This is a genomic window from Peribacillus sp. NPDC094092, assembly GCF_050279365.1.
GTDB lineage: Bacteria > Bacillota > Bacilli > Bacillales > DSM-1321 > Peribacillus.
The window spans coordinates 856,181-883,147 of the sequence record NZ_JBNNUC010000002.1 but is presented as its reverse complement, the minus strand read 5'-3'; the positions used below and the strand labels follow the sequence as shown (position 1 = coordinate 883,147).

23 protein-coding genes and 1 pseudogene are annotated in these 26,967 nt (G+C 33.6%); 8 read left to right on the top strand and 16 right to left on the bottom strand.

All coding sequences use genetic code 11. The features are described from left to right. Positions 1-210: 210 nt before the first annotated feature. The 14 genes from ACQKNS_RS13240 to ACQKNS_RS13175 all read right to left on the bottom strand — a co-directional run bounded on the left by ACQKNS_RS13240 (position 211) and on the right by ACQKNS_RS13175 (position 16,034). Positions 211-1,626, bottom strand: coding sequence for a lipopolysaccharide biosynthesis protein (locus ACQKNS_RS13240; protein WP_427643473.1), 1,416 nt, complete (start codon positions 1,624-1,626; stop codon positions 211-213). 314 nt (positions 1,627-1,940) lie between these two features. After that, complete coding sequence (locus ACQKNS_RS13235) at positions 1,941-2,864, bottom strand: glycosyltransferase (RefSeq protein ID WP_427643472.1); 924 nt, start codon at positions 2,862-2,864, stop codon at positions 1,941-1,943. 219 nt (positions 2,865-3,083) lie between these two features. Continuing rightward, positions 3,084-4,199 carry a glycosyltransferase family 1 protein gene (locus ACQKNS_RS13230; protein WP_427643470.1) on the bottom strand — a complete coding sequence of 372 codons (1,116 nt, stop codon included), beginning with the start codon at positions 4,197-4,199 and terminating at the stop codon, positions 3,084-3,086. A gap of 113 nt (positions 4,200-4,312) precedes the next feature. Further along, positions 4,313-5,410, bottom strand: coding sequence for a glycosyltransferase (locus ACQKNS_RS13225; protein ID WP_427643468.1), 1,098 nt, complete (start codon positions 5,408-5,410; stop codon positions 4,313-4,315). 203 nt (positions 5,411-5,613) lie between these two features. Further along, the gene (locus ACQKNS_RS13220) at positions 5,614-6,924 is read right to left on the bottom strand and encodes a nucleotide sugar dehydrogenase (protein WP_427643466.1); all 1,311 of its coding nucleotides are present in this window, start codon (positions 6,922-6,924) and stop codon (positions 5,614-5,616) included. A 31-nt stretch (positions 6,925-6,955) separates the two neighbouring features. After that, positions 6,956-8,062 carry a glycosyltransferase family 4 protein gene (locus ACQKNS_RS13215; protein ID WP_427643464.1) on the bottom strand — a complete coding sequence of 369 codons (1,107 nt, stop codon included), beginning with the start codon at positions 8,060-8,062 and terminating at the stop codon, positions 6,956-6,958. A gap of 39 nt (positions 8,063-8,101) precedes the next feature. After that, positions 8,102-8,983, bottom strand: a complete 882-nt coding sequence (locus tag ACQKNS_RS13210; protein WP_427643463.1) for an SDR family oxidoreductase — start codon at positions 8,981-8,983, stop codon at positions 8,102-8,104. Positions 8,984-9,002: 19 nt separating this feature from the next. After that, a complete protein-coding gene (locus tag ACQKNS_RS13205; protein ID WP_427643461.1) occupies positions 9,003-9,629 on the bottom strand; it encodes a sugar transferase in 627 nt (208 codons plus the stop codon). Between the two features lie 28 nt (positions 9,630-9,657). After that, the gene (locus ACQKNS_RS13200) at positions 9,658-10,677 is read right to left on the bottom strand and encodes an NAD-dependent epimerase (protein WP_427643459.1); all 1,020 of its coding nucleotides are present in this window, start codon (positions 10,675-10,677) and stop codon (positions 9,658-9,660) included. 54 nt (positions 10,678-10,731) lie between these two features. Further along, positions 10,732-11,625, bottom strand: coding sequence for a UTP--glucose-1-phosphate uridylyltransferase GalU (galU, locus tag ACQKNS_RS13195; RefSeq protein ID WP_427643457.1), 894 nt, complete (start codon positions 11,623-11,625; stop codon positions 10,732-10,734). A gap of 19 nt (positions 11,626-11,644) precedes the next feature. Beyond that, positions 11,645-13,468 carry a polysaccharide biosynthesis protein gene (locus ACQKNS_RS13190; RefSeq protein WP_427643455.1) on the bottom strand — a complete coding sequence of 608 codons (1,824 nt, stop codon included), beginning with the start codon at positions 13,466-13,468 and terminating at the stop codon, positions 11,645-11,647. A gap of 262 nt (positions 13,469-13,730) precedes the next feature. After that, positions 13,731-14,495: a tyrosine-protein phosphatase gene (locus tag ACQKNS_RS13185; RefSeq protein WP_427643453.1), complete on the bottom strand. Its 765-nt coding sequence runs from the start codon at positions 14,493-14,495 to the stop codon at positions 13,731-13,733. Between the two features lie 135 nt (positions 14,496-14,630). Continuing rightward, on the bottom strand, positions 14,631-15,308 hold the full coding sequence (locus ACQKNS_RS13180; RefSeq protein ID WP_427643451.1) for a CpsD/CapB family tyrosine-protein kinase: 678 nt from the start codon (positions 15,306-15,308) through the stop codon (positions 14,631-14,633). 36 nt (positions 15,309-15,344) lie between these two features. Then, positions 15,345-16,034, bottom strand: a complete 690-nt coding sequence (locus tag ACQKNS_RS13175; RefSeq protein ID WP_427643449.1) for a YveK family protein — start codon at positions 16,032-16,034, stop codon at positions 15,345-15,347. Positions 16,035-16,492: 458 nt separating this feature from the next. Here ACQKNS_RS13175 and ACQKNS_RS13170 point away from each other — a divergent pair, with 458 nt between their 5' ends. From ACQKNS_RS13170 to ACQKNS_RS13155, 4 genes are all read left to right on the top strand, one after another. Continuing rightward, positions 16,493-16,816, top strand: coding sequence for a helix-turn-helix domain-containing protein (locus ACQKNS_RS13170; RefSeq protein WP_427643448.1), 324 nt, complete (start codon positions 16,493-16,495; stop codon positions 16,814-16,816). Positions 16,817-17,560: 744 nt separating this feature from the next. Continuing rightward, positions 17,561-19,531, top strand: coding sequence for a glycosyl hydrolase family 28-related protein (locus ACQKNS_RS13165; protein WP_427643446.1), 1,971 nt, complete (start codon positions 17,561-17,563; stop codon positions 19,529-19,531). A 303-nt stretch (positions 19,532-19,834) separates the two neighbouring features. Further along, complete coding sequence (locus ACQKNS_RS13160; protein WP_427643444.1) at positions 19,835-20,512, top strand: acyltransferase; 678 nt, start codon at positions 19,835-19,837, stop codon at positions 20,510-20,512. Between the two features lie 414 nt (positions 20,513-20,926). Continuing rightward, complete coding sequence (locus ACQKNS_RS13155) at positions 20,927-21,070, top strand: hypothetical protein (RefSeq protein ID WP_427643443.1); 144 nt, start codon at positions 20,927-20,929, stop codon at positions 21,068-21,070. A 584-nt stretch (positions 21,071-21,654) separates the two neighbouring features. Here ACQKNS_RS13155 and ACQKNS_RS13150 read toward each other — a convergent pair. Next, positions 21,655-21,885, bottom strand: a complete 231-nt coding sequence (locus ACQKNS_RS13150) for a hypothetical protein (protein ID WP_427643441.1) — start codon at positions 21,883-21,885, stop codon at positions 21,655-21,657. 447 nt (positions 21,886-22,332) lie between these two features. On the opposite strand from ACQKNS_RS13150, the gene ACQKNS_RS13145 reads away from it, so the two are divergent. The 3 genes and pseudogenes from ACQKNS_RS13145 (at position 22,333) to ACQKNS_RS13135 (ending at position 24,466) form a co-directional block, all read left to right on the top strand. Beyond that, positions 22,333-23,511 carry an MFS transporter gene (locus ACQKNS_RS13145; RefSeq protein WP_427643439.1) on the top strand — a complete coding sequence of 393 codons (1,179 nt, stop codon included), beginning with the start codon at positions 22,333-22,335 and terminating at the stop codon, positions 23,509-23,511. A 164-nt stretch (positions 23,512-23,675) separates the two neighbouring features. Then, the gene (locus tag ACQKNS_RS13140; protein WP_048681418.1) at positions 23,676-23,867 is read left to right on the top strand and encodes a hypothetical protein; all 192 of its coding nucleotides are present in this window, start codon (positions 23,676-23,678) and stop codon (positions 23,865-23,867) included. A 125-nt stretch (positions 23,868-23,992) separates the two neighbouring features. Continuing rightward, positions 23,993-24,466, top strand: a pseudogene (locus ACQKNS_RS13135) (VOC family protein). A gap of 49 nt (positions 24,467-24,515) precedes the next feature. On the opposite strand, the gene ACQKNS_RS13130 reads toward ACQKNS_RS13135, so the two are convergent. Continuing rightward, positions 24,516-26,399, bottom strand: coding sequence for a S8 family serine peptidase (locus ACQKNS_RS13130; protein WP_427643437.1), 1,884 nt, complete (start codon positions 26,397-26,399; stop codon positions 24,516-24,518). 383 nt (positions 26,400-26,782) lie between these two features. On the opposite strand from ACQKNS_RS13130, the gene ACQKNS_RS13125 reads away from it, so the two are divergent. Then, a complete protein-coding gene (locus ACQKNS_RS13125; RefSeq protein ID WP_427643435.1) occupies positions 26,783-26,965 on the top strand; it encodes a hypothetical protein in 183 nt (60 codons plus the stop codon). Positions 26,966-26,967: the final 2 nt, after the last annotated feature.

Sequence of the window (26,967 nt, the reverse complement as noted above, 5' to 3'; positions counted from 1 at the left end):
TATAAGAAGCTATCCACCAAAAATCTAAATACAATACTCAAAATTAATCACGTTCCACAGAACCACTTATATTATAGTTCCTTGTTGTGTTTATACCCCATAGAGTTTTAGCAAACAAATATCGTCTTTTCACAAAAGAAATCTGAAAACTTACGACGAACTTCAAACATTATTATTTAGGACTTAATATCCGGCTAATATTACCGGATATTAAGTCCGCTTTAATGCGTATATATACTTTATATCTTTAATATATAGAAAAACTAAAAAAATAATGCAAATAGCTCCAAAAACCAAATTAAATAAAAACCTATCATTAAAAGTTGCAAGACTACTAACTATAGTAACAATTACAATTGAGGTATATAACTTCCCTAGTCCATAATTCACTTTATAATATTTTAGAGAAATATGTGTTCTTAACATAAAAAACACAAGAAAAGAGAAAGCTGTAGAAAGTGCAGCTCCTAACCCTCCAAATTGTGGAACCAATACCCAATTCCCTATTATATTACATATACAAGAAACACCCGCTATTACAATATGCCATTTAGGCTTTTTATAAAAATTTATACCTAATACAGTTGTTTCAGAAATTGTATACATCAATGGCATAAAAACTAGAAAAGGAAGAATTTTACTAGCCTCTTGATATTCGGGCCCAAGTAAAACTACAATTAAATCTTTAGCCATGATCGTTACTATTGCTACAATAGACATTAAGAAAGTAACTATTTTTGATACGTTACTATAAATCATCGTGTTTTTGGGGTTATTTTCAAAAGATTCATATGCTACTGGGGTCCAAAAAGTTGCGAAGACCTTCTGGAAAATTGTAAGTAGAGCTACAATTTTGAAAGCGGAAGAATATAACCCTAATTCTTGAAAATCCGCCCATTGTCTTAAAGCAATTTTATCAAACGCTTCAAAAAGCCATGTAATTAGAGTTGTTAAGACTAGTGGATAACTATATTTAAGTATATCTTTATTATTATGCTTTAAAGAATTCTCTGAAAAGTACTTAAAACTCCAGATATTCTTTTGATTATATATTAGATAAATAGTAAGTAATAAAAAGGTAAACACTGTTGAATATACAACTATTTCAAAAGTAGGGCCCATTATTAAGTAAAACATTATAATTAAAATGAATGTAAATATACGATTTAATAACTCAATTAAAGAAAATAAATGCCCCTTTTGTTGCATTCTAATTACCAAGGAAGCATACCTGTATAGAATCTGTACTACAATCCCCAACGCCAACATTACTGCAACTATACTATTGTACTCCCCAAATAACATTAGAGATAATTTTTTTTGGAAGAATAAAAATGTCAGAAGTAAAAATAAAGTTAAATAGAAGACTGGTTTCAAACAATTATATAGTAAACCGCCTCTTTTAGATTTTTCCTCTTCATAAAAAAACCTGACAAATGCTTGATCCGTGCCAAAAATAGCAAATATCATTGATATATTAATTGCTAAAGTAAACATCGAAACTTTACCGAATTCCTCTGGCTGCAATATTCTTGTTGTTATCATCGTTGTAATAAATCCAATAATAAGACCTAAAAAACTACCATATGAAAAAGAAAGAAATTTTTTAATTAAATTGTTATTCATGTGTTTTATCTCCTACCCGAAAAACAGTCGTGACCATTTGCACCGTTAGTAACTTTTATTTCTCATTTCTTCTTAATTAAATTAGATCACTTAAATATTAAACAGTATATTCTGCCTTAGTGAAATTGAAAATTTAACTTATCTAACCTATTGATATATATTTCTTTAGAAAAGATGTTAATTATAATTAATTTTTTAATCTCTTCCTAGACATCAATAACCTTAGCAGAGAAAAAATATCATTTGAACACACAAGTTAATATCAAAATCAACAATAATGAGGGTATCTCACTATTGTTGATTTTCATGAAAACTCAATCAAAAGGTACATTATACTTATTTAATACTGACTTAAGTTGCTCATCATTCTTGTTTCCAGCAACATTAATCTCTCCTAGAGATTCCTTTTGGCTAGACTCAATTGTAAAAAGATCATAGGAAAAGTTGGATGATTTAATTACACTAGTATTATTTTTCAATGACATTATTTTTAGCCAAAGATCGTCTGCATAGAAACATAGACTCCTAATACTATCTTTATTAAAGACTTCTAAATCAATTGAATTTGGGGGATAAAGTACACCACTGACACCTGTAGGGCATAATAATTTTGAAGGGCCTATAAAACCAGTAGGATTATGAGTCCATTTTTTATAACTTTCTATCGTTTTATCTTTTTTCATTTTTATTAAATGAGCTCGATTACAACAGATATTGTTGGGATAAATTTTATTTAGCTCTATTAAGACCTCCAGCGTATTTTTTGGATAAATAACATCATCATCTACTGTTATAATGATGTCTTTTGGATATTCCTTAAAAGCATAGTAATACTTTTTATGTGACCTTAAATCTTCATCACAAAAACGAATGCTCAATCCCCTTTTTTGTTGTTCAATTAATTTTTTAGGTAAGTTATCTAACCCATTAAATTGATCTTTTGCTAACCATAATATTATTTCATCTGGTCTATATGTCTGTCTTAGAAGTGATTCTATAGCTATCCAGATAACGTCAATTCTAGCTGGAAATGTTGTAAGGGAAACGATAACTTTATTTTGTCTTTTAACATTATTATTAATACCTATCGTTTTATACTTAAATGGTAATCTATAGAGAAGGTTTACCCAAAGATTTGCAATCTTTCTTAGTATAATATATTTAATTTTCTTAATAGACCTATTACCATTATTTTTGTTTAAAAAATTGAAATTTATAAAGTATAGAAAACGCAACATATAATCCTCCATCGCAAAACAGCTAAATCATAATTTTTGTTTATAATTCATTTTTTATTTTCCAGCCCACATAATTAAATCCTTTAAGCAATTTGCAAAATTTACGCTTTGAGTATATTTTTTTGAGATTTTCTTCCATAAATAAAAAAATCCAATTAAGATAACCTGTATAAAATGCTGGTGCTTTTTTTCTGTATATTAACCTAGGTTAATATACACTCAAAGATCAGATAAGTAAAACTTCTCTAAGAACTTTATAGTACTTTTAACATCGAACCCTGCTCTAACTATTTCTTCATACATATTATTGCGCTTGTAACCTTTTGAATATTGTAATATATTATCAGCCCATTTTTCAGGACCAATGGACAATGGTAAATGTTCAATTAAATCAGTAACATCAACTGAAAAAGGTACTCCATCGGATACTATACACCTTAAACCAGCAGTTTGTGCTTCTATAGCAACTGTACCAAAACCTTCAAATTGAGATGGAAATAAAAACACATCCATAGCTTGCAAATATTTTTCAACGTCCGTTTGCCTACCCAAAAACAGTACCTTATCAACCAAGTTTAATTCTTTAACCTTTGCCTTGATATTTTCTTCAGTTGGCCCGTCACCTAAAAGCATTAATATAGAATTCTTATTTACTTTGCATATCTCATTAAAAATATCAATCATAAAGGAATGATTTTTAACAGTTGAAAATCTCCCAACATTTCCAATTACAAAGTTATTATTTAGTTTTAATTTCTCTCGAAGTTTCATTCTAGTATTATTATTAAAAATAAAATTTTCTGCCTCTATTCCATTATCTATGATTTTAACTTTCTTATCTAGTATAGCTTTCTCACCAAATAACCAAGTACCAGCTTCTTTTGAACAGGCAAAATAGTCTGTTGCATAAATAGTCGATAATTTTTTCAAATAATTTCTAATAGGTATGAAAGAACTATCACTATTAAATTGAGTTGTTCTTGAATGCAGAATTCTTATAGGAATGCCACTTTTCATAGCTCTTTGGAGAACAAAGTGTCCTGTTATTGGTGAATGACAGTGTACTGCATTATAATCATGTTCATTAAAGAACTTTTTTAACTCTTTCTGGTATTTGAAGTATGTCTTAGGTGAAAATTTTGGTAGAGTATATACCTTACCTCCTAATTCTTTAAATTTTACTATAAGGGGATTTTCTGTATCTGGCGTTAATTTGATTAAATCGAATTGTATTTTATCCCTATCTATGTTTTTATACCAATCAATCAATCGTGATTCTATCCCACCATGATCAAACCCAGGGACATAATGTAGTATTTTAACTTTTTTGTACATTGAATTTCTCCTTATTTTTCTTTTTACTCATCTCTTAACCTGTCATTTAAAGTATTATATAGAAATGCAACCATTCTTTTTAGCCATTCAAAAATATAATTTAATTTGTAGTGTCATACCTTTAAATATAAATTCATATAACCTTCTACCATTTTTTCAATACTATAATTACTAGCTCTTTTTAAACACTTATCTGAAACCTTGTTATATTCTTCCCCATTGATAATTAGATTATTAATATTTTCAGCTAGATCTAAACTATCACCTTTCTTAAACAAAATCCCCGCTCCTTCTACCACTTCCTTTAAACCTGTAACGTCACTTGCTATTACTGGCTTTCCAGTAGCCATTCCCTCAACTGCAGCTAATCCAAAACCTTCCCACTTTGAAGAGAGTACAACTATATCTGAAGTCTTATAAATTCTGGCAACATCATTTCTAAATCCCAAAAAGTGTATTCTATGTTCTATTCCTAATTCTTTTGCCAAATATTCATTTTGAGCTTTTAAAGATCCTTCTCCTATTAACAATAAATGTACATCTTCTGATAAACCTTTCATTGCCTTAATTAACGTAATTTGATCTTTTTGTTTTGAAAAGCTCCCTACCATGCATATTAATATTTTTTCTTCATTGAATTTTTCATTGATTTGTGATTTAAGATAAGGTTTTGATTTGTGAAATTTTTCGAAATTAATTCCATTTTCAATCACGAGATATTTCTCGAAACTTTTTTGTTTAGAGTCCAACCAGGATGTTAAATTTTCCTGAGTTTTCTGACTAATAGAAATTACTCTAGAATAATTTGAATATATAATTCTATCTAAATATCTAAAATAGAATTTTTCTCGTCTTCTGTTATGTGTATTATGTTCTGTAGTAATAAACGAAGGTTTATTTTTAAATATTAATTTTGAAGCAATCGATGTCCAATAATTTGTTGGAAATAAATGAGTATGAACAATATTATATTTCCCCTTAATAATAAAATTTCTTATATAAAATATATTTAATGGACTATATACTTTTTTTAAAGGTAATACATTTACATTAAATTCATTTAAGTTATTCTGAAAAACATTATTATCGTCTGTAAGTAGTAAAACATCTACTTTTACTCCTTCAATCTTATTAAATAATGGCAAAGATTCTTCTATTAGTTTTTCTGCACCACCAGAACCTAGATTATTAATAATATGGAGTACTTTCATATAAACTCTCCTTTTTTCAAACTTTTCCTTTTGATTTTCATAAAAAATAATTTAAAACCCAATATTGACTATTTAAATCAATAGTCAAATTAAGATAGGGCCATATTACAATGGCCCCTAAAAAAAGATAATTGTAGTATAAGTTAATACTTTAAAACCAATTTTAATATAATTCACCAAAAGATCGTTAAACAAATAATTAGTTAGAGTCTCCAGTATAAAAAGTTTTCACTCTCCACTTCTTTTCTATTAAACATTCCTTTAACATCAACTAAAACCGGTTTATGATTCCAATACATTTTCCTAATATCTTTAATATTCAAAGATTTGAATTCTTCATGAGGTACTGCAAAAATCAAAGCATCCATTTCTTTTATTTCATTAATATCACAAGGATTAATTCTATATTCATGCCATAAATCTTCTTTATCTGCTAATGGGTCTACTACTTTTACATCAATACCATATTCCTCTAATTCCAATTTTATATCTATCACTTTTGTATTTCTTACATCAGGACAGTTTTCTTTGAAAGTAATGCCAAAAATAGCTACTTTTGCACCTTTAATTTGCTTATCAGCTTTAATCAAATTTTTCACTGTATTTTCAGCAACATACTTGCCCATATCATCATTAATTTTTCTACCAGAAAGAACAATTTGAGAGTGGTATCCCATTTCTTCTGCTTTATAGGTCAGGTAATATGGGTCAACACCAATACAGTGTCCACCTACAAGACCCGGAGAAAAATTCAAGAAGTTCCACTTTGTACCAGCTGCTTCCAAAACTGATTTCGTATCTATCCCCATCTTATTAAAAATAATAGATAGCTCATTCATAAAGGCAATGTTAATATCTCTCTGAGAATTTTCAATAACCTTAGCTGCTTCTGCTACTTTAATACTTTCAGCTCTATACACCCCAGCTTCAATTATCATTTCGTAAACATTAGCAATTTCACCTAGTGACTCTTCATCCATCCCAGCAACAACTTTTACAATAGTTTCAAGTCTATGTACTTTATCACCTGGATTAATTCTTTCTGGAGAGTAACCAACCTTAAAGTCCACACCATATTTTAATCCTGATTCTTCTTCTAATATAGGCACACATATATCTTCTGTTACACCAGGATATACAGTCGATTCAAATACAACTATTGATCCTTTAGTAAGGTTTCTTCCAACTGTCTTACTAGCTCCAATTACAGGCTTTAAATCAGGTGTTTTGTCTGAATTTATTGGAGTTGGGACAGCAACTATATGAAACTTGCAATCTCTTAAATTCTTTTCTTCCCATGTAAGTAATGCTTTAGTTTCTTCTATCGCTTTGTTTCCAACTTCTTTAGTAACATCAATTCCATTTAAATAATTTTGTACCTTTTCTTTTGAAATATCAAAACCGATAACATCTGTAACTTTCGCAAATGATATCGCTAGTGGCATACCTACATAACCAAGTCCAATAACTGATATTTTTTCTTTTCTTTGTTTTATTTCCTCATATAAACTCATTGATTACCTTCCCTTTTAGAAATATTTTATTTTATAAATCCATAGTTTTTAATATCACTTCATTAACTTTGTTTACGTCAAATTTTTCTTTACAGATTCTGAGACTTTCTTGTCCCATTCTTTCAACTTCTTTTTTATGCTCGATCATCCAAATCATTTTTTCAGCAAGCTTATTGGCGTTTTTTACTGGAACTAAGAAACCATTAGTATTATTAACTACTGTTTCTCTACAACCAGGAGCATCTGTTGTTATTATAGGGCGACCCGTAGCCATCGCTTCAAGTACACTTTTAGGTGTTCCTTCATGATAAGAAGGCAAAACATATACTGAGCATTTTTCAAGAAACGGCCTTACATCATCAGAAGATCCTAAATACTCAATTACTCCTTTATTTACGTATTCATAAATCTCTTCTTCTTTAATTGCAGTTGGATTTGTATCAAAATAGCCTAATATCTGAATTCTTGCTTCAGGATATTTTTCTTTCACTATTTTTGCAGCTTCAGTGTATTCAATTATTCCTTTATCCCTTATGATTCTTCCTACGAATAAAAATACTGGATTATCAGGAATGTTTTTTTCTGTAAACTTATCTAAATTAACACCTGAGCCATTAATCATAATTATTTTATTCTTTTTTAATAAGTCCGCCTTAATTATCTCATTACAATCATCTTTGTTTTGAAAAAAGACTTTATCGCAGACATTAAAAGCATATTTATACTCTATTTTAAGAATATCTCTTGCAAAACTTTTTTGGCCATTATTACGAAATACAGAACCAAGCCCGCCCATTAGGGCATAAATCCCTTTTACTCCTGCGAGTTTAGCTGCTAAACAACCGTAAATAATAGTTTTTGCTTGATAAGCAAAAACTTTATCTGGCTTTTCCTTTTTTATTTGTTTAAGAATTGAAAAAAAACCACTAATATCTTTTACTGGATTCGTCCCAGTACGCTCTATTCCTTGAATAGAAACATATTTTATATTACGCTCTTTGAATTTATGCCCCCATTCTTCCACTGGTTCAGGAGCAGCTGCTATCACTTCATGGCCATTATTAATCATTGCTTTCATCATATCTTCTCTAAAATAGAACAAAGTAGGAGCGTAACTTGATAAAATCATAACTTTCATAAAAGAGGCCAACTTTCATTTTTAGTGTTATTTATTCTCTTAATTATTAAACTCATTTATTTCCATTTCTATTCCTTTTTCAAAATCCATTGGAGTATAGTTAAAGTCTTTTGTGGCTAACTCATGACTATAAGCCCGATTCTCTCCCATCCGTAGGACTTTTTCAACTATATCTATTTTACCAAGAGATAGAATTTTGATTACGCTTGCAGTATAAGAACTTAACTTTAATGAAACAGGAATAAATAATGTTTTTTTATTTAATTTATTGCTTATCATAGAAAGTGCTACTTTTATGCTAATTGGCTTATCCCCAGACAGATTGTATTGCTTATTACTTGTTAATTCAGGGTTCATTAAAACATTATAATATGCTTGTCCTAAGTCTCTAGCATTTACAGGCTGAATTAACCCTTTCCCACTATCGATTAATGGATATATTTTCATTTTATTTATCATTTTTATAAACTTACTCATATTATGATCACACATGTCACCATAAATCATTGTAGGTCTCAATATAGTTAAATTCAATCTACTTTGTTTGGCTAATTCTATTACTTCTTTCTCTATCTTTATATATTCAATTGAAGCATCTTTAAATTTAGAATAAATACCCGTGGTATGGACTAAGATTGCTCTTTTTATTTTATTAGCAATACCCGCTTGTATTATACTAGGAGAATGATGAATATTATAGATATGCATTACTGTGTGAATATCTTTCATAATTTCATTTGTGAAATTTTCATCGTTCAAGTCACCGACCACTATTTCAATATCAAGACCACTTCTTTTTAATAACTCAACATTACTATTTTTTCTTACAATACACCTTATTGGGTCTTTGTAGTTATTTTTCACTAGTTCTTGTAGAAAATACCTACCTGTATGCCCTGTAATACCTGTAACTAATAGCATAATTCCCCCCTACAATACTTTAACTATTAATTTTTTTCTTAAGTTCAGTTTTTACTTCACTACTCCCCTCTTTAACTCCCTCACTTCTAAGCACACTAAATACTGTCTTAATAAAGACCTTTATATCAAATGAAAGACTCATTTTTTCAACATATTCTCCATCAAATGACGCTTTAACTTCTATAGGTAGCTCGTCCCTACCGTTTACTTGAGCCCAACCTGTCAGGCCAGGATATATGTCATTAGAGCCATACTTATCTCTTTCGATAATTAAATCATACTGATTCCATAGAGCAGGTCTAGGGCCTATAATGCTCATATCTCCTTTTAGAATATTAATAATCTGAGGTAGTTCATCAAGACTTGTTTTCCTTAAAAACTTTCCACTTTTAGTTATAAATGCATCTGGGTTCTGTAACAAATGAGTAGGCATATCCTTTGGTGTATCTGACCTCATTGTTCTAAATTTAAGTATATGAAAATGCTCTTTGTTTTTTCCTACACGTTTTTGCTTGAAGAATATCGGTCCCTTAGAGTCTATTTTTATTATTACTGCTAAAATTATAAAGATTGGCCAGAGAAAAAACATTGCAGTAAATGAAAGTATAAAGTCTAAGGACCTCTTGATTATTGGATAAACTTTCACGTAAACACCCTTTCGAAAATCAAATAAATCATTGTTTGTTAATCTTGTAATACTCTAGATACCAATCTATAAAATTACTAATACCATTTTCAATAGAAGTTTTTGGACGGAAGTTTATATCCCTAAACAAATCCTCTACATCTGCATATGTTTCAGGAACATCCCCTGCTTGTAAAGGCAAGAAATCCTTCTTAGCTTCAATACCTAGTTTACTTTCGATTGCCTCAATGAAATCCATTAATTTCACTGGGTTATTATTACCAATGTTATAAACCTTATATGGTGCATAACTTGTTCCGGGGTCTGGTTTTTTTCCGTTCCATTCAAGGTTCGGCTCCGGTGTTTTTAATGTTAAACGATAAATACTTTCAACAATATCGTCAACATATGTAAAGTCTCTCATCATATTACCGTTATTAAATACCTTGATTGGTTCGCCAGTGATAATGGCTTTAGTAAATAAGAATAACGCCATATCTGGTCGGCCCCATGGACCATATACAGTAAAGAATCTTAAACCGGTAGTTGGAATACCATAAAGGTGACTATAGGTATGAGCCATCAATTCATTAGCTTTTTTAGTAGCAGCATATAAACTAATTGGATGGTCTACATTATCATGTACTGAAAATGGTAAACTTGTATTTGCGCCATATACAGAGCTTGATGATGCATAAATCAAATGATCCACTTTGTGGTGACGGCTACCTTCAAGAATATTAGTGAACCCTACTATATTAGATTCAATATATGCTTGGGGATTTTCCAAACTATACCGTACCCCAGCCTGCGCAGCTAAGTTAACTACAATTTCAGGTTTGTAATTAGAAAATACCGAATCTACTGCTTCTTTGTCTTCTAATGCAGCCTTTTCAAAAGTAAAGTTTTCATGTCCTTGGAGTAATCCAAGCCGAGAGTATTTTAAGTTCACTTCGTAATAATCATTTAAATTATCAATGCCAATTACCTTAAAACCCTCTTTTAATAAGCGATTTGAAAGATGAAAACCTATGAATCCAGCTGCACCTGTTACTAAAACTTTTTTCATTATATTACTCCTTCTTTTTATTCATTTGAAATTCACGGATTAAATATAAATATTTTAATTTTCAACTAATGTACCTTCACCAATTTGGACTACTTCTTTTAAATAAGCAATGATTTCATCTCTAATGTTTTCATTTTGAAGAGCAAACTCAATCGTAGTTTTCACAAATCCAGCTTTTTCTCCAACATCATACCTTTTACCTTCAAAATCATATGCAAAAACTTGCTGTATTTGGTTCAACTGTTGAATCGCATCCGTTAATTGAATTTCCCCTCCTGCACCAGCTTCCTGTTGATCAAGCATACTGAAGATTTCAGGAGTGAGAATATACCTTCCCATTATTGCCAAATTGGAGGGAGCAGTTCCTAAGACTGGTTTTTCAACGAAGTTTTCAACTTGATAAAGTCGTCCATCTTGAAAAGCTGGATCTATTATCCCATAGCGGTTTGTTTCTTCTTTAGATACGGTTTGAACTCCGATAATTGAATTGTTTGTTTCCTCAAACTGATTAATCAACTGCTTTAAGCAAGGCGTTTCACTTTGAACAATATCATCACCTAAAAGTACGGCAAATGGCTCATCCCCAATGAATTTACGTGCACACCATACAGCGTGACCTAATCCTTTTGGTTCTTTCTGTCTAATGTAATGGATATTAGCAAGGTTAGTGGAATATTGTACTTTATTGAGCAACTCTACTTTTCCTTTTGCCATTAGATTTTGTTCGAGTTCAGGAGCGAAATCAAAATGATCTTCAATTGCACGTTTTCCTTTTCCAGTTACTATTATAATATCTTCGATTCCTGATGCAACAGCTTCCTCCACTATGTACTGAATCGTTGGTTTATCAACAATTGGTAGCATCTCCTTTGGCATTGCCTTTGTAGCAGGCAAAAAACGCGTACCCAATCCGGCTGCCGGAATGATTGCTTTTGTGATTTTTTTCACTTGTTAGTCCTCCTTATGGCTATTTTACTGCTGCTGAGAAAGTTTTGTTCTTTCTTCGATTTGCTAAATTTATAACAAATTCTTTAAGTTCTGTTATGGAAAAATCGTCAAATGAGTTTAATAGATAATGAATTTCCTCTTCCTGTTCCAGTACTGCTTTTCCTATAAAGATTTTAGGAAACACAGCTTCACTATGAACCTCTTTCTCCCCTAATAGCTCTTCATACATTTTCTCACCAGGACGTATTCCTGAGAATTCAATCCCAATATCCTCTATGGAATAACCTGATAACTGGATAAGGTTTGTTGCTAATTCAACAATCTTAACAGGTTCACCCATATCAAGAACGAAAATCTCTCCACCTCGAGCCAAAGAACTTGCCTGAATGACCAATCTGGACGCTTCAGGTATAGTCATAAAATACCTTGTCATATCTGGATGGGTGACCGTTACTGGCCCACCGGCTTGAATTTGTTTTTTAAATAAAGGAATGACACTCCCTCTGCTGCCTAAAACATTTCCGAAACGAACCGCAACAAATTTTGTTGAACTATTTTTAGCTAACTGCTGTATGATCATTTCAGCAATGCGCTTGGTTGATCCCATAACATTTGTTGGGTTTACAGCCTTATCAGATGAAATCATCACAAAAGCACCTACACCAAAAGTATCTGCCGCTTCTGCAACATTCTTTGTACCAAAAACATTATTCTTAACTGCTTCACGAGGATTGTATTCCATAAGTGGAACATGTTTGTGTGCAGCAGCATGGTAAACAACATCAGGTCTGTAGGTTTCCATCACTTCAAAAATCCTATCTCGGTCTTGAATATCTGCGATAACAGGTATGATTTCAATTTGATCGGCATATAACTTTTTCAGTTCCATATCAATCTGATAAATACTATTTTCCCCATGTCCTAAAAGAATAAGTTTGCCCGGTGAGAATCTGCATATTTGACGGCAAATCTCCGAACCGATTGAGCCCCCAGACCCAGTAACCAGGATTGTCTTGCCTGTTACATATTCAGATATACTGGTTATATCCAATTCAACGGGTTCTCTTCCTAAAAGATCTTCTACTTCCACTTCTTTAAACTGATTAACGGCTACTTTCCCTAACATAATATCTTCGATCATCGGCATGATTTGCGTTTTTGCATTCGTTTTTACACATTCATCAAAGATGACCTTCAATTCTTTCTTACTTAAAGAGGGAATCGCAATGACAATATTATCAATATTGAATTTCCCCACCATTTCAGGAATATGTTTAGAATTACCCACAACCGGGATTCCTAAGATGTCTAGCTTATCTTTTTTCGGATCATCATCAATGAACGCGACTGGTTTAAGTTCCGTATCATGATTATTAAGAAGTTGACGTACAACCATGGTTCCAGCAGATCCCGCCCCAATAACCAATGTGTTCCTGGTTTCTTTTTGATTATTTATCAAGCGGTCACGCAGCATTCTCCATGAAAAACGGGATCCGCCAATTAGGATGACATGCATCATCCACGTCAATGCCATTGCTCTTACATAAACATCTTGAAAAACCATTAACTGGATGGAGATAACAGTAATTACCGATAGGCTTACGGCTTTGACAATGGACAGTAACTCCCTAATACTTGCATATTCCCAGGCCTTCTTATACAGTTTATAAATAGAAGCAAAGAAATGATGGCTAAGTAATAGAGAAACTGATGTGACTAAGAGCGTTGGTAATTTAAATATTTCCAAATACGGATATAAGAATAAATAACTTACATAAATGGCCGATAATACTATTAATGAGTCTAATAGGGCCAGAAGTGTTAATCGTTTTCGGTAGGCCAACCACATTTCCCCCTTTTAATATTGTTTGATTTACTCTCTATTACATTCTGTTTTCATGTATTGTATTCTATTTCACATGCTTATCATTGTTAATATAAGAATGAAATATGCTGTTTATGTTTTTTTCTATTTTTATAAATACTCTTATAATCTAAGGGCTTTTTGTAGTCGAACTATTGGTCGTTCAGTAACAATAAACCCTAAAACTTTACACGAAGGCAAATTTTTTTTATAATAATGAAAGCGTTTCCTGACAATCAATCTAAAAGATTCCTAAAATTTTCTTTTTGAATGGCACTGGTTTTTCAACAGTAAGATTTTGGTTCTTTAATAGCTGTTCAGCATTTTCCTTAAAATAAAATGTACGTTGTATTCCATATGCCTTTGTGATTGTTTCATAGGCATGTTGTAACGTGAACCCTCTAGAGCCTATATTATGGGCATCTGTTGCAATAAAATGAGCCAAATTATGTTCAATTATCTTTTTTGAAAATGATTGAATACCTTTACCGAAGTTTCCGATGATACTGCCAGAGGTAAGTTGAGTTAACGCTCCTTCCTGGACCAATTCAAATAATAGTTTATGATTCGTTATCAATTCCTTATTTCTCTCTGGATGTACGATAATCGGCGAGATTCCTTTCAGCTGCAACTCATAAATCACTTCTTGTGTGTATGTAGGAACCCTCCCAGTCGGGAGCTCTAGCAGTAAATACGTGTCATTATCGTCCAGCGTTAGGATTTCTTCCTTTTCAAGTGAAGTAAATATGTCCCGGTGTATTCTAACTTCTTGTCCGAGATGAATGGTTAGGGGAATGTTTTCTTGTTGTAAACTCTCATTTAGTCGCACTGTACGGTCAATGATGTTACTTTTAACATTTACATATTTCTCATTTAAGTGATGTGGCGTGGCAAAAATATGGGTGATTCCTGCTTCTACCGCTTTCTTTGCCATGCTCAAGCTTTCCTTCATGTCAGCGGATCCATCATCAACTCCTGGGAGAATGTGACAATGTATGTCAATCAATTTTCACACACTTCCTTCATGGGATAATAGGCTTAATCACTAAGAATTCAGATAGGAATTAATACCCTGACTAATAGTAGCATATAAAACTGCCATTAAACAGGGTGTTATTTTGTCGAAAATTGTTTTATTTTATTAAGATTGATAGTAATAATAATTGCTGTTATCCGTTTCAACACCATTCAAAACAACTCCAAGCAAGGATGTATTAGCTTTCACTAAAAGCTCCTTTGCTTTAACTGCACTTTGTTTGTTTGTCTTGCCACTCGCCACTACCATGATCACGCCATCACATTTATTGGCTACGATCTGAGAATCCGGCACCACAAGAACCGGCGGTGTATCAAAAATGATATAATCATACATTCCTTTTAATACATCAATCGTTGTTTCTATCGCTTTGGAATTCAATAATTCCGAAGGGTTGGGCGGTATCGGTCCACTCGTTAAAATTTCCAGGTTAGGCACATTCGTTTTCATGAGTGCTTTTTCTATGCTCATTTTCTTAGTTAACACACTCGTAAGCCCCTCTATATTACTAAGGCTAAAGGCATAATGAACCGATGGTTTCCTTAAGTCTGCATCCACAAGCACAACTTTTTTATCCTCCTGTGCCAATACGATAGCGAGGTTGGCAGCTGTGGTCGATTTACCATCATTAGGCTCTGATGAAGTCACCACAATAGTTTGTATGTCTTTATCAACTGAGGAAAATTGAATGTTCGTTCTAATTAATCGATATTGTTCAGTAATAGGTGACTTAGGATTTGTCTGTGCAATCAAGTTCACCTGTTTTTTATCTTTACTTCTCAAAAATCCCGCTTCCTTTCATACTGCATCTTATCCGGATTATCCTTTATTATGTACCTGTGTAATCTTTTGAATCGATCCAAGTATAGGTAATTCTAGGAGTCTCTCAATATCATCCTCGTCCTTAATCGTATTGTCCATAAACTCTAGTATGAATGCTAAGCCCATTCCAGCCATCAATCCTACCACAACCGCAATTGCGATATTCAATAATGGATTAGGTTTTACAGGAGTTGGATCATCCTTTATTTCTGCCTTGGCTAGTACGCTAACATTGTCGACGTTCATGATATCCTTGATTTCCTTTTGGAAAGTTTCAGAAACTGTGTTTGCAATTTCTACTGCCTCTGAGGGATTACTATCTTGAACCGCTAAGGAGAAAACTTGTGAATTTTCTTGACTATTAATCGTGATTTTTTCACTAAGTTGATCTACGCTTTGCTCTAGTTCAAGCTTATCAATGACTTTCTCCAAAATGGCAGGGCTTTTAATGATCACACTGTATGTATTGATCATATCAATATTTGATCGGATTTGGTTAGAGTCCAATTGGTTTTCCGATTGTTTCTGATTAACCAGGATTTGGGTTGAAGATTGATAAACAGGTGTTAATAAGAAATAAGAAATCGTGCCACTAATCAACGCGGCAATTAATGTCAGCAGCATGATTAACTTCCAACGTTTCTTTAAAGTTTTAAAAATATCTTTAATACTAATAGTTTCTTCCATTTCATCCTCCTGATATGTTAAAAATGACCTATTGCATTATACCATAATATTACCTATTTATATGTATTTTCAAGGAAATTTACATGAAACTTACAATGAAAGAATACTTTACAAATGCAAAAGTAATTTTACAAAAAAGAAAACGGCAATACAAAGGAAAAAAATTCTAAATATCAAATAATGGATTAATGGCATGTAAATAACTCATTTTCCAGAATATTTTTCCCTGAAATTTTATTTAACCTAAGTATACACCCACTACCATATTTTGTTAGGTGTTTGTGTATTTTAACAAAATTTACCACAAACCCACCTAACTAAATGCCTACCAAAAAAGGAAAATCCGATTATATATATTATTCTATCAAGTATTTTAGTGCCTAGTTATCATTAAAAATAAAAGAAAAATGTGTAAACTGTAAGAAATAGTTTTTAAATCATTTATATTTTTCATTTTAATGGTTAGGTGTGGTCAAATGATAGGTTACCGAGTTAAGTCGCTTAGGGAAGAAAGGAAAATGTCAATTAGTGAACTCTCCACAAAATCTGGCGTTGCCAAATCCTATATAAGCTCCCTGGAAAGAAACCTTCAAACAAACCCTACTATTTTAGTTTTGGAAAAAATCGCCAGAATCCTTTGTATAAAGGTTGATGCTTTGCTGTATGATCAAGTAGACATGGATGATGAGTGGATGGATATTTTGCAGGATCTTATGAGGGCTGGTATTTCAAAAGAGGAAATACGTGAATTTATTCAAGTTAAAAAATGTTCTTCTGTATGATACTACTTCATTTTGATCTTTAATTGACACCCTTAACCTAAAGGAGGAAAAGAGAATTTACCCCCTTTTCCTTTTTTATTAATAGATAAATGTAATCTAGTACCATTAACCAGATTCTTTATGTCTCCTATATACTACTTTCAATATTTCCAACTCAACTTAAATGTAAATTTAGCTTAGCTAATCCCCTCTTTATTACTCAAATACTTCCATTTTTTTGTCCTACATAATCCACTTAATTCAATATTCTGGTTTTATTTTTTTTTGCAGCATTTACAAAAAAATTTCTACATCACCCAGCAACACTTTTTGTGGCGTTGATATGATGTTTACTAAAAAAATATATCAGATTTTGTATAAAAAATATTTTAGTGTTCATGAATATCGCTTCTTAACTATCCTTATTTTCACAATTCGAACTTTGTACTATCGCTTCTCTCTCTTGTTATTTCTTCCTATCTCCTATCTCCTTTCCCTGTTTTCTCAAGCTATTTTCATATGTAATTACTAGTTATAACTTCCAAACTGAATTTTCTTTGACTTTAGTAATGGTTGAATTAAATCGAGGAATTTAAAAATCAGTCATTTATAATTTAAGGTTTGAAATCATAAGAAAGTACAAGCAAATGAAGAGTATTTTTAATATTGTATATTAAATCAAATAATTATTAGAAAAAGGAATGGTTTTATGTTTACAAAAAAAAAGAGCAGAGTTTCTTATTTACTTATAAATGAGGATATGTTGTGATTGATGTCAAAACGTTTGGTGCTATTGGTAATGGAGTTTCTGACGATAGTTTAGCTATATTACAAGCGATTTCTCAAAACAATATCCTTTACTTTCCAAAAGGGCATTACATTATAAATAAGCTTCCTCAAAACATAAAAATAAAAGGAATAGTCGGTGAGAGTATAAAGGATACAACGATAGAATTTGCAAAAGACGTATCAATTATAATGGAGGATGGATTTGTATTATCAAAAGCAACAATAAAATCAAATTCTTCTGTTACTAATACTACTAATACTAGAGCCCTATTTCGTAGTGATGTATTTATAAGTAATTGTTCATTTGATAATATTAAATATTTTACTGATGCTAGCCCTTCAGGAGATACCCGAGGTTCAACTTTAATTTATGGATATATTAAAGACTCATATTTTAATAATATCAATATAAGTGGTGCTAGGACGAGTTTTACTTTACGTGGTTTTGGTCCCATAAATAATTATTTCAATTCAATACACTTCAATAATGTTCAAACTGGATTTTATATAACAAGCACAGGTAATATGCTAGAACAAATAACTTCTGAAAATAGCCATTCAAATTTATATTTCAATAATATTTCTTTAATTAATACTCCAGAACAAAAAGAACAATATTCTCAAGCTAATGGTTCAAATTTATTTATGTTCGAACAAGTTAAAGACGCGATCATTTCCAGTGTATACTGTGAAAGAGCATGTGAAAGAACTGCTTATTTCAACTGCTGTGAGAACATAGCAGTTTCAAACTTTACTAACAAAGATTGTGAAGGTTACCACTTTGCAGGATATCTAAATCTCGCTAATAACGTTCAGAACATCGGAAAGGGATTTAGATTATCGAACGGAAATATGATTCGAGGGGTTAATAAAGAGAGAGATCATGGCGTAATGCTGTATGATTGCGAAAACGTGGTAATCGAAAATATTACCGCAAGAGGTTCGGATTCACCAAGTGTTATTTCATCTAATTGTTTTTTAACTGCACATTCTTATTTGAAAAGTGTAACCATAAAAAATATTTTAGCATCTAACTACAATCGTAATTTCATACAATTCGTAAACGAAAAAATAGAAGCAACTACGGGCAATGGTACTTCTTGGATTGTGAAACCTGTAATGTATGATATATTAATTGAAAATTGTAAAACCTTAAATACAAATTTAGGTCCATACCAATACCCTGCAATTAGGTTCGCTACCAATAAATCAGTTATTGAAAACATAGGTGTTGGGAACTATGTATTTAATAATGTCACAATTATAAACAATGAATTTAAACAAACAGTAACGAATCCAACAGAAATTGGATATCAAAGTAGTGAAAGATTGAAGGCAATTTTTACTATCGATTCAATAAACGGATTGAATTTATCAAATAACATTATTTCTGGACATTCATCAAAAGATGCCATTGAGATAGGTATAGCATCAAAAAATGTAGTTGTTGATGTTAAAACTGTTCAACAAAACGATAATTTATCTCCCCCATCGAAGGTATACGTTTCACAGAACTCTAAAATCACAAGGGAATATATAACAAATAATATTAATTTTCTCTATGAAGCAGTCCCCTTGCAAAAAACTTCTATAAATAAAGATGCTACCAAACTAATTGATCAACAATGCTTAATAAAAGTTAACGGCGACATTTTATTAAATCCATCAGAACCATTTCATCTATTCGATGTTGATGGCTATTATAAGTATTCTGAATTAACTGCAATAAAGCACAGTCACGGTGACAGGTGTAGTTTTATTCACAAACATGTACTAGGGGAAATCATAATGAATGGTGATAACATATTCTCTAAAACCGACGCTTTAGGAAAAGTTTGTTTTTATAGAGATAGTAGAGGACTAACTATTAAAAATAATACTAATAATCCAATTAGTCTTGTGATTTCGGGTCTTGTAATTTATGACGATACCCCAAGATACTATTAATGCATAAAAACTCACTAATTTAATTCTTAGTGGGTTTTATTATGGACAACAGTTTAATCAAAAGAAAAAAACAAGCACACTTCTATAGTTTTCGACTTTTAGTATACATATAGTATGTGAAAGAAAGAGCGTAGTAATAATAATACTAATAGCTTAGTACACTACAAATCAAGAAGAAAGCAATAATCCCTCATATTGCATTTTCGAAACTTGGCAAAAGTTTATCCATATCAATAAATTATCAACAGTTTTATCTTTTTGTGGTTATAATTAAAATAACTCAATAATAAGGGGATGTCTATTTTGATAACAAAATCACTAAAAAATTTTCGAAATAATAGTACGTTTAATAAATTAGCATCAAGAATATATAATTGTTACGGAGTTAAACTAAAAAATAAAGGAATTAACAATAAGGTATCTTTTCAAGGGGCTTATTTATTAAAAACAAAAATAGAAATTGTGGGGAACAATAACTCTATAAAAATTGGAAATCTATCAGATTTAAGAAATTGTTCTATATTAATTATTGGTAATGATCACGATTTATCAATTGGTAAAAAATGCCAAGTTAATAATACTAATATATCATTTACACAAACATCAGGAAAGATTAAGATTGGGGACAAAACGACCATAGGAGGAGCAAAAATATATTCCGGGGAGGGAAAATATATTGAATTAGGTGAAGATTGCATGCTTTCAAGCAATATAGAAATAAGAACTACTGATTCACATAGTATAATTTCTTTAGAAAATAATAAAAGAACAAATAAAGCATCTAATATATATATTGGTAACCACGTATGGTTGGGGAACAGTTGTAGAATTTGGAAAGGTGCTTACATTGGTAATAACAGCGTAATAGGGTTTGGTGCCACGGTTAGCAAGAGCATTGAACCGAATAGTTTAGCTGTTGGAACGCCTGCAAGTATTAAGAAAAAAAGTATAACTTGGACTAGAGAGTTAATTAATGACTAAACTTTTATTCTCGACTCTATCACCCCCCATTGTCCATTCCATGATATCTAATAGCTATTAAAGGTTAAGCTCCTGTTCTGGAATCAGGGGCTTTTTATATTACTTCTCTCTGCGTGTCTTAATAACTTACTTAATAACTTGGTACATCTATTAAAAATTTTCCGCACCTAGTTTCTACGTTTTTTGTCCTTCATTATGAAAAAATGAAATGATCTTATAGAACAGTTATCGTATTCTCAAAAAGCACAAGGTCTATTTTTAAAAGTTCCCAACAAAAAAAACAATACACCTATCACGCATTTTTTAACCCCATGTAAACTATGTTGTGGTTTTATTTGTTTTAAGTAAGGTAATTGTATTCCCTGTTTCCTTCTCTTTTTTTCGTTGTATGATAGAAAAAAAGGAGTTTTGGGAATGATTATTCTGCAGCATATAGGAAAAGTTTTTTCATTCATGCAAAAGGATATACCGGAAACCCATGTTAAATGCCGTGTTTGTGCAGGTACAGATGCCTACGATATTTATTCCGATTGTCTTACCTGCAATGCAAGGCATTAATAAGTAAAATTAAGTATAATAAGAGACTTGAAGAGGCTGAGATTTAAAGAATTTCATGAGGTCGATATGTAATCTATAAGCAGTATTGGCTATTGCTTCTTTTTTTTGTCCAAAACGGTGCCCGTTTGTCCCTCACCTTGAAAGGGTATTTTATTATCAGAGAGGATACATATGACAGCAATTACTTATATTGGATCGGCAGTGTGATTTGGATGCTACGATTAAATGGTCTGAGAATGTGTTGGGTTTCACGTTATTGACGGGTTCCTTCGTTTGATGCAAGTATGGAGAATGAACATTATATGAAGATTTATCTTCTTGGTGATACTGTTAAAATAATGCGTAATGCTCATTTGATGGTGGATAATCAAGTGTGGATTGAGGTTTTTGAGTTTCTGGAGTAAAAGCCACGATTATTCCGCTTTGCCATTTACTATTGTCGTTTGTACTGCTTCAAAATTTACTGTCGGTTGCACAGATGCTGTTTTATCTTCTACATCATTCGACTTTGATCGCACTAAATTTCATTAAGATTTTTTATTTCAAAAAAATCCAGCATTTCTACTGGATACTCAAAACAGCAATCACTTAACCAAATTCAATACTTCCAGAAGTCTGCCCTCTGAATTATAGTTAAAAGTGACCGTCTTATCATCTTGAATGTGATAGCTTAAACCAAAAAACTCTCCGTCATCAGGGAATTTTCGTATAAATTCATCAAGTTGTTCGGAATTTAATTTAACAACCATAGGTTTCTTCCTATTATGTAGAGAATCTTCTACCCTCTCCATTACAGCCTCTGTAAATCTACCCATAATTAACTCCTTTAATCTCTCATTTCCCAAATAATATACCTTATATATGGTAAATAAAAGGTCCTTAATTAAAATTTCATAATAATGACACGATTTCTTAACAACTCTCCCAAATATCCGACAGTTTTACCATAATCCTCTTGTTAATTAATTTCCATTAGAACTGCATGGTTGTTTTTTACTCTAAGTTATTTCCGCTCTACATAAGGTTCTGTTTAGGCAGGAACATGTTTTAATGGAAAATCCGCTATAAAACCATGAGTGTTGTGTTTCCTGAATATAAAGTGAACTCCATCCCGATTTTTTGTTTCTACTAAATTTTTTACGGGCTAACTATTAGTCAATATTACTTAGATTTAAGATGATCACTTAATTTTTATAGATTGTTCTCCATAACTTTAGTAAAATGAGAATGATAATTACTATCAATTAAGGAGGATGGCTGTTATGGGTGTACCTTTGTTAAAAGAAGAGCTTCCGGTTGTTAATAAAATCTGGTCGCGTGATTTTATTATGATTTTCTTGGCTAACTTTTTTGTTTTTTTATCCTTTCAGATTACTTCCCCGACCCTTCCGCTTTTTGTAAAGGAGCTTGGCGGGAATGAACGGTATATTGGGTTGGTTGCTGGGATGTTTTTATTTTCTGCCCTGATTGTCCGCCCTTTTGCTGGACAGGCCTTGGAAATAAAAGGCAGGCGTTTTGTTTTCTTGTTCGGTCTAGCCCTTTTGGCTGTATCGATTGGTTCGTTTGGATTTATGATGAGTATTTTCCTTCTATGCGCCATAAGGATCGTACAAGGGATTGGCTGGGGATATGCGACCACGGCATCAGGTACGATTGCCTCCGACCTTATCCCGGCAAAGCGTCGGGGTGAGGGAATGGGATACTTCACTTTATCGGGTAATTTGGCGATGGCTTTTGGTCCTTCATTCGGTCTTTTCTTAGCGGATGTTTTAACCTTTCAACATTTGTTTTTATTTTGCGGAGTATTAATTCTTGCAGCTTGGATCATGGCTTCAACCATTACGTATAAAAAAGTGGATCATGTTCCTGCCCCAGTTAGTACTAATAGGAATGACATTTATGAAAAAAGCGCTGTCGCCCCGTCCGTTCTTGTTTTTTTCATTACGGTAACTTTTGGCGGGACTGCTACCTTCTTACCGCTTTATACAATCGAAAAAGGTCTGACAGGTATTCAAGGATACTTTTTTCTTTACGCTTTAGCGCTTATTTTCACACGTATGTTTGCTGGAAAGATCTATGATCAAAAAGGACATCAAGCTGTCTTCATTCCGTCCACTGTTTTTATCGCAGTGGCGATGCTGTTGCTAGCCTGGCTGCCAAGTAACATGATTCTGTATTTGGCAGCAATACTTTATGGCATTGGATTCGGTGCTGTCCAACCGGCTCTTCAAGCGTGGTCTCTTGAACACGCTGCCCGAAATAGAAAAGGCATGGCCAATGCCACTTTCTATTCCTTCTTTGATCTTGGAATCGGTTTCGGTGCCATCCTCTTCGGACAAATCGGCTATCTTTTCGGGTATATAAGCATTTACATAATGGCAGCAGTCTCTGTGGGGATTTCAATAGTGGCTTACGTATGGATTTTAAGAAAAATGAAGTAATGACATATTAAAGGACATCTTTATGGATGTTCTTTTTTTGTCAGCCCATTTTTTAACCCCATGTAAACTATGTTATGGTTTTATTTGTTTTAAGTAATGTTATTGTATTCCCTGTTTCCTTCGCTCTTTTTAGTTGTATGATAGAAAAAAAAGGAGTTTTGGGAATGATTATTCTTCAGTATATTGGAAAAGTTTTTTCATTCATGCATAAGGATATACCGGAAACTCATGTTAAATGCCATGTTTGTGCAGGTACAGGTGCTTACGATATTTATACAGATTGCCTTACTTGTAATGCCAAGGGATTAATTAGTAAAGTTGAGTATAATAGGAGGCTTGAAGAGGGTGAGATTTAAAGAATTTCATGAAGTCGATATATGTAAACCAGAAGCAATATTGGCTATTGCTTCTTTTTTTTGTCCAAAAAGATGCCGTTTGCCCCTAACATTACTAGGGTATTTTATTATCAGGGGGGATACATATGACGTCAATTACTCATATAGGCTTGGCTGTATCTGATTTTGATGCTGCGATCAAGTGGTATGAGCAGGTGTTGGGATTCAGGTTATTGGCGGGTCCCTATTCGTTTAATGCAGGTGCGGAGAATAAACATAATATGACGAATGATCTTCTTGGTGATGATGTTAAAAAAGATGCGTAATGCCCATTTGATGGCGGATAATGGAGTGGGGATTGAGCTTTTGAGTTTGTGGAGCCGAGGATGCCTAAAGGTGAGAGTCGCAGTTATGAGGGCTTTTTCCATATTTGCTTAATAGCGGATGATATCGAAAAGCTGGCTGATGATATTGCTGCTTCTGGCGGAAGAAAGCGAAGCGATATATGGAATACTTGGGAGAACAAGCCCTATTATTTACTATATGGTGAAGATCCTTTCGGCAATATCATTGAACTTTACAGCCGTAGCACGGAATTGATGTACGGAAATAGAGATTGATATAAGAGCAGCCCCCAATTTGAGTATGGGAGCTGTTCTTGTTTTTCTATCACTTTTTGACGGTTACTTTTCTTGATTCGCTTACGTTTTTCGCTTTGTCTTTGGCATGGATATATAGGTTCTGCCCGGCTTTTTGCTTCGGGATTTTAACCGAGAATGTGCCTTTTGCCGTTGCTGTGGCAGAGCCGATCACTTTTTTTGATGCTTTGATGAATACCGTGGAGTTGGCTTCTGCTTTGCCTGTTACTTTTGTCGTTTTTGTCGTTACCGTGTTGACTGTCGGTTTACTTGGTGCTGTTTTGTCTGCGACGGTCACGGTTTTGATTGAGCTGACATTTCCTGCTTTATCGGTTGCTGTAACGGATAGGACTTTTCCGGCTTTTTGTTTTTTTGACATCGTTACGGTGAAATTCCCTGCGCTGTTGGAATTTGCTTTGCCTAGAATCGTACTGCCGGCTTTTACTGTGACGGATGATCCCGCTTCCGCTTTGCCGGTTACTTTAACGGTATTGTCACCTACCGTATTTACGGACGGCCTTGCAGGAGCCGTTTTATCTGCCACTTTAAATGAAACGGGTATACTTTTATTTCCCGATTTATCGATTAGCCTAGTAGAGATGATCGTGCCGGCCGTTTGTTTTGCAATTGTCGCCGTAAACGTTTTTTCGCCGTTGATGTTCACTGTGGCGAGTTGTTTGTTAGCTGTATAAATGGAGACGGTCCCCGTTTTAAAATCAGTTGGGATTTTCCCATTGATTTTGGTGTCCTTATCGGATATCGCGGTCACGGCCGGTTTGGTCAGCGTCTTCATCTCGAGTGCTTTTTTGGCATTGACCCGCCCGTTTCCATAGTATATATCTTTCCCTTTTGCACCTAGGTCCACCGCTGAATCATAGAGGCGGTATTCGACCTCCGTTTTGTTGAGTTTGGGTTCATTGGACCAAATCAGTGCCGCTACACCCGCCACCATCGGCGTGGCCATCGATGTTCCGCTCATCCAGCCGTATCTACCATATGGCAAGGTTGAAAGGATATCATCCCCTGGGGCCGCGATATCGACTGTTGAATGGTAGTTGGAATAACTGGGACGCCTGTCCCTTGAGTCAGTGGCAGCAACGGAAATGACGTGGCTGAATGCGGCTGGGTACACACGCTGTACTTTTTTCCCCATATCCCCTTCATTCCCGGCAGCGGCGACGATCAGTACGCCTTTTTTATAGGCTTCCTGGACGGCCTTATTCAAGGCCTCCGAATAACTGGTGTCTCCTAAACTCATGTTGATGATGTTTGCCTTTTGCTGAACGGCATAATGTATCGCTTCAATGATATCTGCCGTATCGGCATACTCTCCATCAAAGACATTGATCGGCATTAATTTAACATTCGGGGCAACGCCCGTTCCGCCTATGCCGTTGTTCGCAGAACCGGCAATGATGCCTGCGATATGCGTTCCATGCGCCCCTTTTGGTACGATATGCTTCCGATTTTTTATCGTATCATAGGCATTGACGATCTTCCCCTTTAAATCTTCGTGGTTGCGGTCGATGCCGTCGTCAATGATTGCCACGATCAATTCCTTCGATCCCATTGTTTTTGTCCACGCTGCACTCGTACCAAGCCTTTTATGATGCCATTGGTCTATGTAAGCTGGATCGTTCGGGCTTTCCATCTTCTTGAAAAGATAGTTTGGTTCTGCATATTCGACATTCTTCTGTTCTTCGAGTTCCTCGATCACGTTGTCGGTCGTTTCCCCTTTAGGAACCTCCACCTTCTCTATCAACTCATTGATCGGCTCATCGTCCGTCTCTTTATATTTGACGATGACACCATCAGATTGCGGGGTCTCTTCTGCAGATGCAGCATTTGGCTGATAGATTGGCAGAATCATAAACAGCAGTAATACCGGCAATAAAACCTGAATAAGTTTGTGCATACAATCACTCCAAAAATATGATTAAGAATAGCTATCGATGAGGTTATATCATGAACCAATTCTACTATTATTCCTAACTAGATTGTATACCGTCTGATTTGGATTTACTAACCTTTTTATCTAGTAAAGATAACTTATTTAAAATACAAAAAACTTTGATTTCCGCTCCAGGCACTAGCTTTCCGCGGGCGGTCCGGGAGCCTCCTCGACGCTTCGCGTATGTGGCTGTGGGGTCTCCCTTTGACTCGCTTTTCCCGCAGGAGTCTCGTACCTTCCGTTCCAATCAACTTATTCAGATAAAAACACTTTTGTCCAAAAAAGGGTGCCGAAGTATCTCCCCCCGAATTCATGCATTTTACTTTTTATAAGGATGAAACACTAGATTGAGTAAATTTGCGACACTCCTGCCGAATTACTGGGTTGCCGAGACACCACAGCCGCTTGCTTTGATGTGGCTCGGCAGACAGTCAGCGGAAAGGGAGGGGATTTCTGAAATCAACAATTCCTCAAAAAAAACTGCAGGCAAACCCGATTTCCTCGGGTTTGCCTGCAGTCCATTTCTATAAAA